This window comes from Atribacterota bacterium, from assembly GCA_039638595.1.
Taxonomy (GTDB): domain Bacteria; phylum Atribacterota; class Atribacteria; order Atribacterales; family Caldatribacteriaceae; genus Profundicultor; species Profundicultor thermophilus.
In genome coordinates this window covers 27,738-42,552 of sequence record JBDIWM010000007.1, presented here as the reverse complement: position 1 = coordinate 42,552, position 14,815 = coordinate 27,738, and the positions used below count along the sequence as shown (strand labels likewise).

At 50.4% G+C, this 14,815-nt stretch carries 14 protein-coding genes; 2 read left to right on the top strand and 12 right to left on the bottom strand.

What is annotated here, in order from left to right; translation table 11 throughout:
- Positions 1 to 8 precede the first annotated feature (8 nt).
- Entirely contained in the window at positions 9 to 809 is an 801-nt protein-coding gene (locus ABDK92_03250) for an HAD-IIA family hydrolase (GenBank protein MEN3185640.1), read from the top strand.
- Positions 806 to 2,137: a sn-glycerol-1-phosphate dehydrogenase gene (locus ABDK92_03245; GenBank protein MEN3185639.1), complete on the top strand. Its 1,332-nt coding sequence runs from the start codon at positions 806 to 808 to the stop codon at positions 2,135 to 2,137. The genes ABDK92_03250 and ABDK92_03245 overlap by 4 nt, the downstream gene beginning before the upstream one ends.
- Here the strand turns inward: ABDK92_03245 and ABDK92_03240 are convergent, their stop codons facing one another.
- The 12 genes from ABDK92_03240 to ABDK92_03185 form a co-directional block, all read right to left on the bottom strand.
- Positions 2,138 to 2,713, bottom strand: coding sequence for a redoxin domain-containing protein (locus ABDK92_03240; GenBank protein MEN3185638.1), 576 nt, complete (start codon positions 2,711 to 2,713; stop codon positions 2,138 to 2,140). It lies immediately after the preceding gene.
- Between the two features lie 5 nt (positions 2,714 to 2,718).
- Positions 2,719 to 4,845 (bottom strand): O-antigen ligase family protein, encoded by a 2,127-nt coding sequence (locus tag ABDK92_03235; GenBank protein ID MEN3185637.1) that lies wholly within the window; start codon positions 4,843 to 4,845, stop codon positions 2,719 to 2,721.
- Positions 4,846 to 4,941: 96 nt separating this feature from the next.
- Positions 4,942 to 5,469 carry a thermonuclease family protein gene (locus ABDK92_03230; GenBank protein MEN3185636.1) on the bottom strand — a complete coding sequence of 176 codons (528 nt, stop codon included), beginning with the start codon at positions 5,467 to 5,469 and terminating at the stop codon, positions 4,942 to 4,944.
- An 18-nt stretch (positions 5,470 to 5,487) separates the two neighbouring features.
- A complete protein-coding gene (mtaB, locus tag ABDK92_03225; protein MEN3185635.1) occupies positions 5,488 to 6,783 on the bottom strand; it encodes a tRNA (N(6)-L-threonylcarbamoyladenosine(37)-C(2))-methylthiotransferase MtaB in 1,296 nt (431 codons plus the stop codon).
- Positions 6,767 to 7,507 carry an RsmE family RNA methyltransferase gene (locus ABDK92_03220; GenBank protein ID MEN3185634.1) on the bottom strand — a complete coding sequence of 247 codons (741 nt, stop codon included), beginning with the start codon at positions 7,505 to 7,507 and terminating at the stop codon, positions 6,767 to 6,769. The genes mtaB and ABDK92_03220 overlap by 17 nt, the downstream gene beginning before the upstream one ends.
- Before the next feature lie 9 nt (positions 7,508 to 7,516).
- Positions 7,517 to 8,677, bottom strand: coding sequence for a molecular chaperone DnaJ (dnaJ, locus tag ABDK92_03215; protein MEN3185633.1), 1,161 nt, complete (start codon positions 8,675 to 8,677; stop codon positions 7,517 to 7,519).
- Positions 8,678 to 8,753: 76 nt separating this feature from the next.
- Positions 8,754 to 10,676, bottom strand: coding sequence for a molecular chaperone DnaK (gene dnaK / locus ABDK92_03210; protein MEN3185632.1), 1,923 nt, complete (start codon positions 10,674 to 10,676; stop codon positions 8,754 to 8,756).
- Positions 10,677 to 10,696: 20 nt separating this feature from the next.
- On the bottom strand, positions 10,697 to 11,296 hold the full coding sequence (locus ABDK92_03205) for a nucleotide exchange factor GrpE (protein ID MEN3185631.1): 600 nt from the start codon (positions 11,294 to 11,296) through the stop codon (positions 10,697 to 10,699).
- Between the two features lie 153 nt (positions 11,297 to 11,449).
- Entirely contained in the window at positions 11,450 to 12,358 is a 909-nt protein-coding gene (locus tag ABDK92_03200) for a sugar phosphate isomerase/epimerase (GenBank protein MEN3185630.1), read from the bottom strand.
- A 14-nt stretch (positions 12,359 to 12,372) separates the two neighbouring features.
- Positions 12,373 to 13,527 carry a Gfo/Idh/MocA family oxidoreductase gene (locus ABDK92_03195; GenBank protein ID MEN3185629.1) on the bottom strand — a complete coding sequence of 385 codons (1,155 nt, stop codon included), beginning with the start codon at positions 13,525 to 13,527 and terminating at the stop codon, positions 12,373 to 12,375.
- Entirely contained in the window at positions 13,524 to 14,513 is a 990-nt protein-coding gene (locus tag ABDK92_03190) for an ROK family protein (protein ID MEN3185628.1), read from the bottom strand. Before ABDK92_03190 ends, ABDK92_03195 begins: the two co-directional genes overlap by 4 nt.
- A 12-nt stretch (positions 14,514 to 14,525) precedes the next feature.
- Positions 14,526 to 14,717, bottom strand: coding sequence for a UTRA domain-containing protein (locus ABDK92_03185; protein ID MEN3185627.1), 192 nt, complete (start codon positions 14,715 to 14,717; stop codon positions 14,526 to 14,528).
- Positions 14,718 to 14,815 lie beyond the last annotated feature (98 nt).

The window sequence follows — 14,815 nt, the reverse complement described above, 5'->3', positions numbered from 1 at the left end:
AGGAACATATGAAACTCAGTACCCTGCAAATCTTTCTTTTCGATATGGATGGAACGGTGTACCTGGAGGATCGGCTTTTTCCTGGAGTTCTGGAGTTTTTCGAATTTCTCCGCCAGCATGGATGTCGTTTCTATTTCCTCACCAACAATTCTTCCCACCATGCCCTTTTTTACGCTACCAAACTGCAAAAATTGGGGCTTTCCTGGTGCACCTCCTCTCATATCATCACCTCTGCCGAGGCCTGCATTTTTCATCTCCGTAAGCGGAACCCCCGAGCACGAATTTTTCTTCTGGGCACAAAAGACTTAGAGATGGAGTTCCTGCGAGCCGGCTTTACCCTGGTTCAGAATCATCCTGACTTTGTAGTTCTGGGATTTGACAAAACCCTGACGTACCGAAAGTTAGACCGAGCCTGTGCTTTCATCCGTCAGGGTGTACCGTTTTTCGCCACTCATCCGGACTTCGCCTGCCCCGGCGAGGATCGGCCCATCCTGGACATGGGGTGCATCATCAAAGCCATCGAAGCATTCACCGGCACCTCTCCGCAGATTTTTGGAAAACCGTACCCTGAGATGATTGAGTATGCCCTTTGGCGAACCGGAGGAAGAAAGGAAACCATGGCCATGGTGGGAGACCGACTGTATACCGACATCGCTATGGGCAAAAATGCAGGCATCACCTCCATCCTGGTTCTCACCGGTGAGACGAAAGCAGAAGACCTGGTTTCATCCCCTTGGCAACCTGATTTTGTGTTCCTTTCCCTGAAAGAGCTTCACCAGACTCTGGTAAAGGAGATGAATACTTCATGAACAATTCCCCCTTTTTACAAATAGAAGGGAAATCATTACCCTGTTCCTGTGGGTGCACCCATCACATTCATACCGAAAAAACCCTTCTTGGCAATGAGGTCCTTCCTCAAATTCCCCGCATCCTTAGGGAAATGGGGTTCAGGAAGACCCTTATGGTATTCGATGAAAACACCTACCAGGCTGCCGGCATCTATGTCGAAGAGGAACTCAAACGGGGAAATTTTGAAGTGATTCCCTGCCTCTTGCCCAAAAAGAAAGAGCTGTTTTACTTGGAACCCGACGAAGAAGCTCGAGGACAAATTGGCGAACACCTTCGCCAAGAACCAGAGGTTCTGGTGGCAGTCGGTTCAGGCGTCATCAACGACTTGGTGAAGTTTGTTGCCCATCGCGTCGGTTTACCATTTGTGGTGGTGGCCACTGCCCCCTCCATGGATGGGTATTCTTCCCCGGGCGCACCGATGATGGTTTCAGGATACAAAGTCACCTATTCGGCCACCCCCCCTCGGGTGATTTTCGCCGATTTAGCCATTCTTTCCCAGGCTCCCATGCCCCTTATCCATGCTGGACTCCTGGACCTTTTGGGAAAAGCGATCGCCAATGCCGACTGGGTTATGCGCCGATTGCTCTTCCAGGAGGACTTCTGTGAGGCAATCTGGGAAACGACCAGAGAAAACCTCTTGCGTGTGGCGGAAAAAGCGGAAAAGCTTTCCCAAAGGGACTACCAGGCAATATATGAACTGTCCCTGGCGCTCCTTCATTCTGGATTCAGCATGGACATGATTGGAGACTCCCGTCCCGCTTCCGGAGCCGAACACCTGATCGCCCACTACTTAGAAATCATGGCTCTGCATCGGGGCATGAACCCATCGCTCCATGGTCTTCGAGTGGGTACAGCCACAGCGCTCATGCACCGCATCTACACGCGCTTTCTCCAGGAAATGCCCACCTTTAGCTGGAACCAGAAGCCCAACTTTCAAGAAAAAATGGAAATCCTCAAAATGAGTTTTGGCCCACTTTTTCCCCTGGTTGCCGAAACCGCTCGGAAAAAACTCACCATCACCGTACCAGAACGACTCAAGGAAAAATCGTTTCAGGCCACCTTCAGTGCCGCTATCGAGGAAAAACTCTCTGTGCTTCCCGACCCCCAAACCGTACTCCAGAAAGCCCAAGCTCCCCAGAGTCTCGAAGCTCTGGGCTTTCCCCACCACATGGTCCGCGAAGCGTTACTCCTCTCTCGCTTTTTGCGCGAACGAGCTACCATCCTCGATCTTTTAGACCAGATGGGCATGCTTGAAGAGTACGTCGACTGGGTATTTCAGGAACCGTAATCAAAGAAGATACAGTTGAATCAACTGTTCCAAGCGTCCCTGAGAAATGGTTTCTTTAACCATTCCCTGGAGACGACCACTGGCATCGATAAAGGCAAAGGAAGGAACTCCGGTTCCCACCAGCGCCCGCTGCACCCGTCCATAGTCATCGATGAGCACCGGAAATGTCCAGCCATAGACACTGACAAATCCACTTTGAATCTGCTGCGCATAGGAAAAAGTCGAAGCAATCAAACTTCCGGAAGTGCCCTGCTCGTTCACGGCGATACCCAAAAAGACGACCCGATCCCGATACTTCCTGTACACTGACTCCAAAAATGGGGCCTCCTCCTGACAGTGAGGACAGTAGGACTTAAAGAAGAATACCACTGCCGGTTTCCCCCGAAAATCCTGAAAGATGACCTCATTTCCATTGAGATCCGGCAGGGTAAAACGAATACCCCCATCATCCTGATCCGTCGGGGTTGGAGCAGGAGTGAAAACGGGGGGTGGAGTTATGCTCTCCATATTGCATCCCGAAAAAACCACCACCAATCCTAAAAGTGCTATGACCACGAGAACCATATTCCTTTTCACAAGAATCACTCCCTTTCGAGTAGTGCTTTTAACTCAAGAACCACTTTTCCAACCCCTCCATTCCCCTCCACCGGCCTCAAGGAACGACGAGTGTTTTCACGGAAAAGCTCTTCCACTTTCACTCCCCGCTGGTAGAATTCCCGAGCTTTGTCTTTTTCTCCCCTCTTCCAGTAAAAATCACCAACACTTTTAAAAGTCAGAGCCAAGTGCTCATACATGACCGGAAGAAGTGGTGCTCTGGAAACTGCCTCTTCAAAAAGCGCCAAACCCTTTTCAAAGTCACCCCGCTCCACGTGCAACAGTGCCAGGTGCTCCACATAGGTGTGTTTAAAAGGAGAGAGGCGATACGCCCTTTGGGCCTCTTTTTCGCTCGCTATCCGCCATTGGGGATCGCCACTGGCTAAAAATAGACTCCGAAAAGCTTGACTCAGACCCAAGTGCACTTCTGCATTGAGTGGATCAAAACGAGCCGCATCCTGGTAAAAGGCAATGGCGTTGTGCACATCGCCAGTTTTAAGAAGGTACTCCCCAACCATGCCCTGTTCAACCCCAAAGGCCATAAGGGAGACCAGAATCAAAAACCCCACACTCAAAAGAAACCCCCAACCCGAGCTCAAAGACAGGACCCGCGGAAACAACCTCCAACGGTCATTCCGAACCATCTTTTCCCGAACCATACCACCCAAAACCCCGGCAAAAAACCAGACCACAAAATGGTAGGACCCCAAAGAAAAGTTAATATCAAGAATCCCATGGGCAAACCCCATAAAGAGCATCCCCAAAACTCCCAGGGTAAAAATGGCCTCCTGCGGGGACAACCGATCCCGAACTTTCCAGGTTTCCCAGAAGAGGAAAAAGAGAAGCCCAACTACCAGCAGAATCCCTAAAAATCCCCCCTCCACAAAAAGCTGGGCATAGAAGTTGTGCGTGCTCTCGGTAAAATACGGTGCCGATTGATACCCGAAGTACAGGACTTTCCATCCCCCACCACCCCAGCCATTCAAAGGTCGGTCTAAACCAATCCGCAGAGCATCTCGATAGAAGGTGAAACGTCCCACCACATTGGGGTCTGAAAAATTGATATTCTGGATGCGACGCGTAAGGTACAGAGGAAGGAGATTCGAGTACTTCCCCAGAAGGAACACGAAAACCCCGGCTACACCTAATCCCACACCAGTAAAAAGGTAGAACCGATTGGAAAGGGTGCCCATTTTTTCTTCATACTCGAGAGCCAGCTCCCCAACACCCGCCAAAAGCAGCGCCCCACCAAAAAAAAGGGCCAGGAAGGCTGCGTAACGCATACCAAAAAGGTACTCCTCCAGAGGGGACAAGAATGCCAGAAGAATCGCGACCGAAACCACCACCAAAAGGAAAAGACGAATCTTTTCTCGCCGGGGCAGAATCCAGAGGAGGAAAAGGAGCGTCAACGGTACAATCAAGAAAGCCCCCCGCGAATAGGTAAAGAAAATTCCTTCCAGGATGAGAAAGGAGAAAAAAAGAGCGGTAAAGCGCCAGTGCTTCTTTTCTTCCAAAAGGACAAAGGTCAGCATCCCAAAGTAGGCCATGGAGAAATAGGCCGCTGCGGTATTGGGGTACTGAAAGTTGGAAAAGATGCGTCCTGCCACGAAGAGTTCTCGCAGACTCATATAGGTGGGCAAAACCACTCCGGGAACAAAACCAAAGTGGTAGAACAAACTGAGGAGAATAAGGATAAAAGCACTCACACCAAAGCCAAAGAGAAACCATTTCTTTTTTGGGAGTGCTACCGAAAAAGAGATTTGCTCTAAAACGATAAAGAACACAAAAAACGTGAAATAGGTGAGGAACTCCCGCAGCGCTAACCCTTTATCGGCCGACCAGGGTATATTGACAAGGTACAGGACCACAAGACCAAGAAAACTCCACTCCACTCCAGTCTTAAGGGTCATTTCTTCCTGGAAGGCAAAAAAACGGATGAAGAAAAAGATTCCCACTCCAATCCACAGCACGATATAAAAGCGAAACCGCTCAAAGTCAAAGTAAAGACCCCGATAGTACGCGGAAAGCAGAGTCAACAGGAAGAACGCCCAGAGAAGCTGAAGGTCCCGAAAAACTTTAATGCGCTGCTTCGGATTGGATTTGCGCGTCTTCATAGTGGGAATAGTGCTTCACTCCTTTATCCATATCTTTGACCATCTCGGTAACCAGTATACTCTTTTTTTCAAAAACTGAAAAGAGCATCCTGAATCTCAGCGAATTTCACAGGATGGACACTCTTCGGTTTTCCTTCTTGGGCGAGTCATCACCGTCCAGAGACCCACCTTTTTGTCCTGAGCTTCGTTTTGAGCTTCGATGAAATAGCCCAGGAGATTTCTCCCTACATCGCTTTCGTCGAGGGTCACCAGACCCTCCCGCAGGAGTTCGGCATTCAGGATGAGGGACTCTTCACTCTCCGGCAGGGGAATATAAATATAGCCCACCCAGGTTTTCTCCTCTGGACCATGGCCCAGAACAAAATCAAATTGCACTTCTTTACCTTTGGTCAACTCCCGTACCCGCTGGAAGGCCTGTTCATAGACCCGGTCATTCCCCACTGGAAGCACCACTCCCGCTAACCTCACCCGAACCCTCTGTGATTCTCCTTCCTGCACCACTTCCCCCAAAAGGAGATTGGGGCGAATCCAACGGACGATTCGCAGAGGAACCAAACCCTCTTCAGCATAGGCCACCTGAACCAGAATCAATATCAGCACCACAAAAACAAGACATGTTTTCATCTCCCTCACCCCTTTACATTATACGCAACCCATGGCGCTCAGTTCTTCCTGATGGAAGGGCGATTCAGCCACTACCCAATTGCTCTCAACCTCTTTAATCCTTACTCTGAGCACTTCTCCAATCTTTTTCTCCATCACACCCGGTATTCGAACCGGAATATACTGTTCCGAGTACCCGAAGGCAACTCCAGAGCGAACTGATTCAATGACCACCTCTACTGTTTTCCCTAGAAACTGCCGGTGGTATTGAGCACGGCTCTCTTCAGCCAGTTCCAAAAGCACCTTTTCTCTTCGCTTTTTGTCTCCCTGCTTCACCCCCATTTCCCTCTCCCACTGGAAAGCTAAGGTACCGGGACGAGGCGAGAAGGAAAAAACGTGCATGCGGGCAAAGCCGACGGTCCGGCAAAAATGCACCGTCTTTTGAAAATCATCCTCCGTCTCTCCAGGAAATCCCACCATCACATCGGTGGTAATGGCCACAGAGGAGACCATCTGACGCAACGTATCTACGAGAGACCGGTAAAAGGCGGTATCATAGCCTCGACCCATCCTCTGAAGAATTCGGTCACTTCCACTCTGGAGGGGCAAATGGAAATGAGGGCATACTCGCTTCCCCAGAGAAACGTAACGTTCCAAAAACTCCCCGGTCAGGAGAAATGGCTCCAGAGAACTCAGCCGAAAACGAATCCCCTTCGTCTCCCGCACCAGGAGTTCCAAAAGGTCAATGAACGGGAAGGCAATATCCCGGCCGAAGTACCCCAAGTTAATCCCACAGAGCACCACCTCCCTGACTCCCTTAGCCTCAAGGCGCTGTACTTCGTCCAGGATTCTCTGGGGGGCAACACTCCGAATCCCTCCTCGCAGGTGCGGAACGATACAGTAACTGCAAAAATGGTCACAACCGTCTTCGACCTTCACCCAGCTTCGCACCCGGGAAGACGGGAATTCCCGATGCAATCGAGGCAATGGTGGTATCAGCCGACTCACGTACTCCAGGACCGCTTTTTCTTTGTCCTGCGCCGGTAAGATTACCACTCGACCATCCCAGGGGTCCTCATTTTCTCTCCAGAATAATCGAGCCGTACATCCGACGAGCAGAACCAGCGCTTGAGCATTTCGACGCAGAGCCTGGTGAACCATCTGGCGAGTTTTCCGTTCCGCTTCCTGGGTCACAGCACACCCATTGACAATGTATAAGTCACTCTCCTGCGAAAAATCGACCACCTCAAACCCATTTTGAACAAGAGCCAAAATCAGAGCTTCACTTTCCGCCTGATTGACTTTACACCCCAAAGTCTTAATGGCAATCCGCATGGGTACCATCCAAGAGGCTCACCAGGATTGACGCACCAAAAACGGCTGCGGTTTCGCTACGGAGGACTTTCGAAAGTAGCTTCACCCCCCGAGCTTGAGAAAGAGCAGAGATTACCCGTTTTTCCTCTTCAGTAAAATCCCCTTCCGGACCGATCACCAGATTCCACGCCGTCTCCCGAAAAGCCCCCACCACCTGAAAGAGGGTTTGAGAAGCGGCGAAGTCCGTAAGCAGTACCGTGCCGGAGGATTTTTCTAAGCGAGTGAGGAAGGTATTCCAACTCTCAATCACTTCCACCTCTGGAAAGGTCAATCTCCCCGATTGTTTACAGGCACTGCGGACAATTTTTTGCCAGCGTCCCATCCGCTGGAACGAAGCACCCAGAACCAGCGAGCGGTGCGCAGGAAAAAAAACAATCCTTGAAACACCGATTTCCGTCAATTTCTCCACCAACCAGTCCAACCGCGAAGGAGCATGCAGAAACGCCTGCCACACCCATATGGAAAAGGGGGGATTCTCTTCCTGCACCCTCTCCCTAACCTCCACCCAGTGTTTTCCCTCCCGCTTTCCCAAATACACACCTCGAAAAAGCTGCCCTTTTCCATTACCGAGAAAAATCTCTTCTCCTGCACCGATTCGCTCCACTTCAAGATGATGACCCTCTTCAGGAGGAAGCGTCACCACCTCGTTTTCGCCCAAAGAAGGATGGAAGAAGAAACAACCCATGAAGAACACCTATTCTTCAGGGTGCGTAAAGGCTTCTTTCAGGCGTTCAAAGATTCCACCAGCTTTATTTTTCTGCGCCAGAGTTCCCCGTTCAATTTCCCATAATTTCTCCAGAAGCTGCCGGTACTCTCCGCTCACCTGGTGGGGCATGCGTAATTTAACCCGGATAATCTGATCCCCGCGGAAACCAGTATGGGGGTCAGGAAGACCCCTTCCTCGCAACCGAAACACCGTGTCACTTTCAGTAAGAGGTGGAACATGAATCTTCTCCGTCCCACGGAGGGTTGGCACTTCCACTTCGTCACCCAGAACAAGCTGCGAGTAAGAAAGGGAAAGGGTATAGTAAAGGTCTGCCCCCTGGCGCTCCAGAAAACGATGAGGTTTGACCTTGATAAAGATATAGAGGTCTCCGGGAACCCCGCCGTACTCCCCGCTCTCTCCTTCTCCGGCAATCCGCAATTTATATCCGTTATCCACACCAGCCGGAATCCGCACCTTGACCCGACGTTCCCTTTTCACCTTTCCCGTTCCCCGACACCGGGAACAGAGGTCTTCAGGTACCCACCCTCTTCCCCCACAGTAGCTACAGGGTTTTGAAGTCACGATGGAACCGAAAAAGGAAGTCTGGGTGTGGCGAATCTCACCCGTGCCTCCACAGTGGGAACAGGAAACCTTCTTTTTCCCTCCCACTCCCTGACACTCTGGACATACCTCGGTGCGCTCCAGCACAATCTCTTTCTCCACCCCAAACGCGGCTTCTTCGAACTCGAGGGTTACCTCCACTTTGACGTCCTGACCACGAGTGGCTTTCGTAGTTCTACCCCTACGACCCTGAGCACTCGTACCGAAGAAGAAATCAAAAATGTCGCCAAATCCCGAGGAGAGGTCCCCGAACCATTCAAAATCAGAGCCAAAACCACCGTACCCGCCCTGGGTTTGCCCTGAAAATGCCCCGTGTCCAAAGCGGTCATACATGTTTCGTTTCTCAGGGTCAGAAAGCACCTGGTAGGCTTCGTTGATTTCCTTAAATCGTTCGGCCGCCTCCTTATTCCCCGAGTTCATGTCCGGATGGTACTGACGTGCCAGGCGCCGATACGCTTTTTTAATTTCTTCCTGGGTGGCGTTCCGCCCCAACCCCAGAACCTCATAGTAGTCTCTTTTTGCACCCATGCCTTATATTATACTACATACACCAACAAAAAAGCGCTCTACACCTGTAGAGCGCTTTTTTGTTTTCTTAAGTCTTCTATTTACCCTCATCATCCACGACTTTATAGTCGGCATCAACCACATTTTCATCTCGAGCCCCATGGCCACTTTCCGCAGAACTACCTTCTGAAGAATGGTAAGAAGCACCAGCCTGAGCTGTTTTCTGATATAGTTCCTGCGCCATGGCATGAGAAGCCGACTGCAACTCTTCCATTCTACGACGGATGTCCGCCGCATCATTCCCCTTCAGGGCTTCCCGGAGGCTCGATAAGGCTCCTTCTACCGAAGTTTTGGTAGAGGTAGAGAGCTTGTCCCCCGAATCTCGTAGAGTCTTTTCCACAGTATAGACCAGGTTATCCGCCTGGTTGCGCAACTCCACCTCTTCTTTTTTCTTCCGGTCCTCCTCAGCGTGGAGTTCTGCCTCCCGAATCATACGGTCAATTTCCTCCCGGCTCAGGCCACTTGACGCTTTAATGGTAATGGCCTGCTCCTTACCAGTGGCCAAGTCCTTGGCCGAGACATGGAGGATTCCATCAGCATCGATATCAAATTTGACCTCAATCTGGGGAACACCTCGAGGTGCAGGAGGAATACCGGTAAGCTGAAACTTACCTAGGGAGAAGTTATCCTGAGCCATCGGTCTTTCGCCCTGGAGAACGTGAATTTCTACCGTGGTCTGGTTGTCAGCCGCGGTGGTAAAAACCTGGCTTTTGGAGACCGGGATGGTGGTGTTCCGCTCAATGATCTTGGTGAATACCCCTCCCAGGGTTTCAATGCCCAGAGAAAGAGGAGTGACGTCAAGGAGCAGAACGTCCTTCACTTCTCCCTTCAACACCCCAGCCTGAATTGCAGCCCCCACAGCCACCACTTCGTCAGGGTTCACTCCCCGACGGGGTTCTTTCTTGAAAATGCGTTCCACCACTTCCTGGACCTTGGGCATTCTGGTCATTCCTCCCACCAGAATCACCGCATCGATGTCTTCGGGTTTTAGCCCTGCATCTCTCATCGCCTGTTCACAGGGACCAATGGTGCGCTCAATGAGGTCCATGGTCAACTGCTCTAACTTAGCCCGGGTGATGGTCATCACCAGGTGCTTGGGACCACTCTGGTCGGCGGTAATGAAGGGGAGATTGATTTCGGTCTGCAGTGCCGTGGACAATTCACATTTGGCTTTCTCGGCTGCTTCTTTTAAGCGCTGCAAGGCCATCTGGTCTGCCCGCAGGTCGATACCCTGGTCTTTGCGGAACTCTTCGATGATATAGTCCATTAAGCGGCGATCAAAGTCATCCCCACCTAAGAAGGTATCCCCGGATGTGGATTTGACCTCAAAGACCCCATCACCGATTTCAAGAATGGAGATATCAAAAGTTCCTCCACCCAGGTCATACACCGCAATCACTTCTTCCTTTCCTTTGCCAAGGCCATAGGCTAATGCTGCAGCCGTGGGTTCGTTGATAATCCGTTTCACGTCTAAACCAGCGATTTTTCCCGCATCTTTGGTGGCCTGGCGCTGACTATCGTTGAAGTATGCCGGAACGGTAATGACGGCTTCGGTGATTTTCTCTCCTAGATACTCTTCGGCATCTTCCTTGAGCTTACGCAGAATCAGTGCCGAGATCTCCGGGGGAGTGTAAACCCGATCTCCGATTTTCACGCAGGCTTCGCCGTGCTTTCCGGGAACAATTTCATAGGGTAAAACCCGGCGGGCTTTTTCCACCTCCGGGTCATCATAACGACGACCCATCAAGCGTTTAATGGAAAAAATGGTATTCTTCGGGTTGGTGATGGCCTGCCGTTTGGCCAATTGCCCAACCAAGATTTCATTCTGTTTGGTGAACGCCACCACTGAGGGGGTTAACCGTGCACCCTCTTTATTGGGAATCACCACCGGCTGACCCCCTTCAAGATACGCCACCACCGAGTTTGTGGTACCCAGATCTATTCCAATTACTTTCGCCATTGTCCTCATCCTCCTTCTGTTTAGGCCATTTTCTCTTCTGAATGTCGATTGACAACAACTTGCGCTGGGCGCATGACCTCGTCATGCAAGAGGTATCCCTTGCGCAATTCCTCTACAATCTCATAATCTTCCCGCTCGGGCAGTGAAACGGTACTCACTGCCTCGTGATACTTGGGGTCAAATTTTTGACCCAATGCCAAAAGTTGCCGTACCCCCTCTTTTTCCAGAAGGGTCAAGAACTTTCGGTAAATCAACTCCACCCCTTGATAAAAGGGATCCGTCCCAAAACCACCCTTTTCCCCCTCAGAAAGTGCCTTTTCCATATCATCAAGAACCGGTAGAATTTTGAGAATCAAATCGCGATTCGCCGTTTTCACAAAATTCTGCCGGTAGAGCATCTCTCTTTTGCGGAAATTATCAAACTCAGCCTTGAGTCGTTTCAGATGGTCCAGGTACTCTTCAGCCAGTTTTCCCTGCTCTTCAGTTTTTTTCCGTTCTTCTTCCAAGGCCGACCGCAAGCTCTCCACTTCACTCTGGAGGGCGTTATCAAGCATGGACACTTCCTGATGCGGCTGGTCATTGAGTTTTCCTGCCGAAGGCTCTTTATGCTCTTCTCGCATTCCAACCACCCTCCCTTCTTCTTTTACCTTCTTCGACTATTACATTAAACCACCATTGTACTCTTTTGTCAAGTAAGGTCAAAAATTTTGGGATAAAAAAAAATGGGAACCCTGTGGTTCCCATTTTTGAATTCCACGCATCAAAAAGAGACTTTACACGACGTAGTCTTTCAGGAGTTTCTGAGCTAAAAGGATACCGCGCAACTTGCTCTCGGTATCTTTTTCAAAACTTCGATCCTCATGCTCAATGCTAATCACATAGTCATAGCCAACTTCATACAGGGCAGTGATAAACGCATTCCAATCGATATCACCAGTCCCCGCCACTTTATCCACGTACCACCCAAAACCGAAAATACCAACTTCGTTCAGCTTATCCCAGAGAATCTTGGTATCCTTGGCATGGACATGGAAAATCTTCTCCCGAAAATCATGGACCACTTTCACATAGTCAATCTGCTGCCAGATGAGGTGAGAGGGATCCAGATTGAGTCCCAGATACGCAGAGGGAATGCTTTCAAACATCTGACGCCAGATGGAAGGTGTGGTGGCCAGGTTCGTTCCTCCAGGCCAGCGATCCATGGAATAGAGCATGGGACAGTTTTCGATGGCGAGTTTCACCCCGTGATCAGCGGCAAACTGCACCAAATCCGGAAATACCTTCCGGAACTCAGCCAGGGCCTCTTCCACATTGGTCTGGGGGTCTCTACCCACAAACGTTCCCACCACCGGCACTTCAAGCATCTGTGCGGCTTTAATCACCTTCTTGAGGTGTTCATGATAAAAGCGACGATTTTCCAGGTTGGGGTCTAAATTGTTCGGATAGTACCCCAAGGAAGAAATCGAAAGACCATGAGACCGGAAAAGTTCCCGAATTCGGGCCGCTTCTTCAGGAGTCAATGCTTCCACATCGATATGTTGTGTTCCAGCATACCTGCGTTTCTCAAATACCTTCGGCCAGCAGGCCACCTCAAGCATCCCAAAACCTTGACCACTCGCCCACTCCACCAGGTCCTCCAGCCTCATTTCCGGTAAACACGCAGTCATAAAACCAAGCTTCACGGAGATCGCCTCCTTCACTCGACTTTAACCCACTTTCCGGTTCGAGCACTGCACAGGATTGCTTCACAGAGCACGACTTCTCGTAACCCATCGAAAAAGGTGGGGAAATCTCGTTCTTCTTGAGCATTCCCTTTTAGAATACACTGATACACTTCTCGGAAAAGGTGTTTTGAGGTATCGGGGAATCCTTCGTTATGTCCCCCGGGGAAGGAAACAATGGTTCTGGTTTTTGGGCTCAAAAGCGAGGGATCTTTCATCAACATCTCGTTGGCCTGGTCGCGTCGACCAATCCACAGTTCATTGGGTCGTTCTGAATCCCAAGCCAGGGCACACTGCGACCCATCGATTTCATAGTAGAGCCGGTTTTTCCTCCCCGCCGCCACCTGATTGACGGTTAAAACGCCATGAGCCCCGTTAGCAAAATGCAAGAGCACCGAAGCATAATCCTCAGTATTGATGGGAATTGACTGGTAATCCTCCGGCTGCAAAATCTTACCTGCATAGGTTTCTACCGGTTTGAGTGGTTTCTTCCGTATTTTATGAAAGGTGGCAAAATCGGCGAACACCTCGGTTACTTTCTGACCAGTGATGTACTCGATGAGATCCAGCCAGTGAGAACCAATATCGGCAATGGCCCTGGATTCACCACTCAATTCCGGTTCCAGACGCCAGTTATAATCAGTGTCATAAAAAAGCCAGTCCTGCAGGTACGACCCATGCACGGCAAAGACCGTACCCACCTTCCCATTGTGCACCATCACCCTTGCCTCTCGAGCCAGAGGATAGTAGCGAATATTAAAGTGTACCGCATGAAGGAGATTTTTCTTTTCCGCCAGTTCCACCAGTTCTTCTGCTTCCTGGCGGTTCATGGCCAGCGGCTTTTCGCAGACCACATGTTTTCCAGCCATGAGGGCTTCTTTGGACATGGTATAGTGGAGAAAATTAGGCGTACAGATATGAACCACTTCCACATCGTCATCGCGCAGCAGTTCTCGATAATCACCGTAGCAGCGGGAAACGGCATACTGTTCAGCTTTACAACGGGCCACCTCTTCATTCATGTCAGCAAGACCAATCACTTCAGCCAGAAAGGTCCTTCTCGCAGCTTCGATATGGGCCGGACCAATGAAACCGGTTCCAATAACCCCAACTTTGATAAGACGCGTCATACTATGACCCCCTCTTCCAATCGTTCTCTTGCCCAGGTTGCTGAGCCAATCACACCCGCATCCATTCCTAACTCGGCAGGGACAAAATGAATGGTTTCCACCGGAACCATAAAGAGTCGTTCCTTCAATCCTTTTCGAATACTCTCAAAGAGCAGTTCTCCAACCAGCGCCACTCCTCCTCCGATGACAATCATCTCCGGGTTGATGGTGACACAAACACAGGATAAAGCCTGCCCAATGTAGGCTCCAGCCCTTTCGATGATTTCGATGGCTACCTGATCCCCTTTTTGTGCTGCTTCAGCGATCACTTTGGGGTTGACTCGGGAGAGGTCATCACCAACGAGGTCCCGAATCAGAGTATCGTTCTGCTGTACCAGGGCTCGCAGGGCCTGGGCAACCATGGCTGGACCTGAGGCATAGGCTTCTAAGCAACCCCGGTTTCCACACCCACACCGCACTCCCTGGGGTTCCACGGTGATGTGCCCAAGTTCTCCAGCACCCCCGTCCTTCCCGATGTATAGATTTCCGTTCACCACCACTCCACCACCAATACCAGTTCCAATGGCAATCATCACCATGCTATTGACTTCTTTTCCGGCCCCAAACCGTTTCTCAGCTAAAGTGATGGATCGCACATCATTAATGACTGCCACCGGAAGCGAAAGCTTTTTTTCAAGCCATGCTTTAATGGGCACATCCTTCCACTTATTGGGAAAATTAGGAAGGAGATGGCAAACCCCGCTATGCCAGTCAAAAAGTCCGGGAATACCGACGCCGGCTGCCCATACCTTAAAACCCCGTTCTTCGAATCGCTTGCAGAGTTCCAGCCCTTCTTCAGCAATATCTTCTACCACTTCTTCGGCTTTCCGCATCGCCCGGGTGGGGATGACACTCCGCTCGAGAACATGGCCATCTTTATCCACCAGGGCAATTTTGGTATTGGTCCCCCCCAGGTCAATCCCCAAAAAAAGCGCTTTTGCAACCATTTCTGAACCCCCCTAAAATTCGATTTCTCGTCGAATTTGAGCCCAATCTGCAACTAATTTTACCGTAAAGCGGAGGCGATCACCACGAGCCACCGACCGGGTCAACTCCACCAGGATTTCACTTTTGAGGTAGGTGAAACGCTCAATGATGAACGCCGGCAATCCCGCCCGACAACCAAGGCTTTGTGCTTCGTCTTGTCGCACTTTTCAATTCAATTTATTTCACCAACAACACAAAAACAATACAAAGATGTGACAAATTAGAACTTGCAGTTTGTCTGAAAGTAGTGACCCAAGTAACA

Coding starts and splice junctions, on each gene's coding strand:
- ABDK92_03250 (MEN3185640.1), top strand. CDS start 9: ATGAAACTCAGTACCCTGCAAATCTTTCTTTTCGATATGGATGGAACG.
- ABDK92_03245 (MEN3185639.1), top strand. CDS start 806: ATGAACAATTCCCCCTTTTTACAAATAGAAGGGAAATCATTACCCTGT.
- ABDK92_03235 (MEN3185637.1), bottom strand. CDS start 4,845: ATGAAGACGCGCAAATCCAATCCGAAGCAGCGCATTAAAGTTTTTCGG.
- ABDK92_03230 (MEN3185636.1), bottom strand. CDS start 5,469: ATGAAAACATGTCTTGTTTTTGTGGTGCTGATATTGATTCTGGTTCAG.
- mtaB (MEN3185635.1), bottom strand. CDS start 6,783: ATGCGGATTGCCATTAAGACTTTGGGGTGTAAAGTCAATCAGGCGGAA.
- ABDK92_03220 (MEN3185634.1), bottom strand. CDS start 7,507: ATGGGTTGTTTCTTCTTCCATCCTTCTTTGGGCGAAAACGAGGTGGTG.
- dnaJ (MEN3185633.1), bottom strand. CDS start 8,677: ATGGGTGCAAAAAGAGACTACTATGAGGTTCTGGGGTTGGGGCGGAAC.
- dnaK (MEN3185632.1), bottom strand. CDS start 10,676: ATGGCGAAAGTAATTGGAATAGATCTGGGTACCACAAACTCGGTGGTG.
- ABDK92_03205 (MEN3185631.1), bottom strand. CDS start 11,296: ATGCGAGAAGAGCATAAAGAGCCTTCGGCAGGAAAACTCAATGACCAG.
- ABDK92_03195 (MEN3185629.1), bottom strand. CDS start 13,527: ATGACGCGTCTTATCAAAGTTGGGGTTATTGGAACCGGTTTCATTGGT.
- ABDK92_03190 (MEN3185628.1), bottom strand. CDS start 14,513: ATGGTTGCAAAAGCGCTTTTTTTGGGGATTGACCTGGGGGGGACCAAT.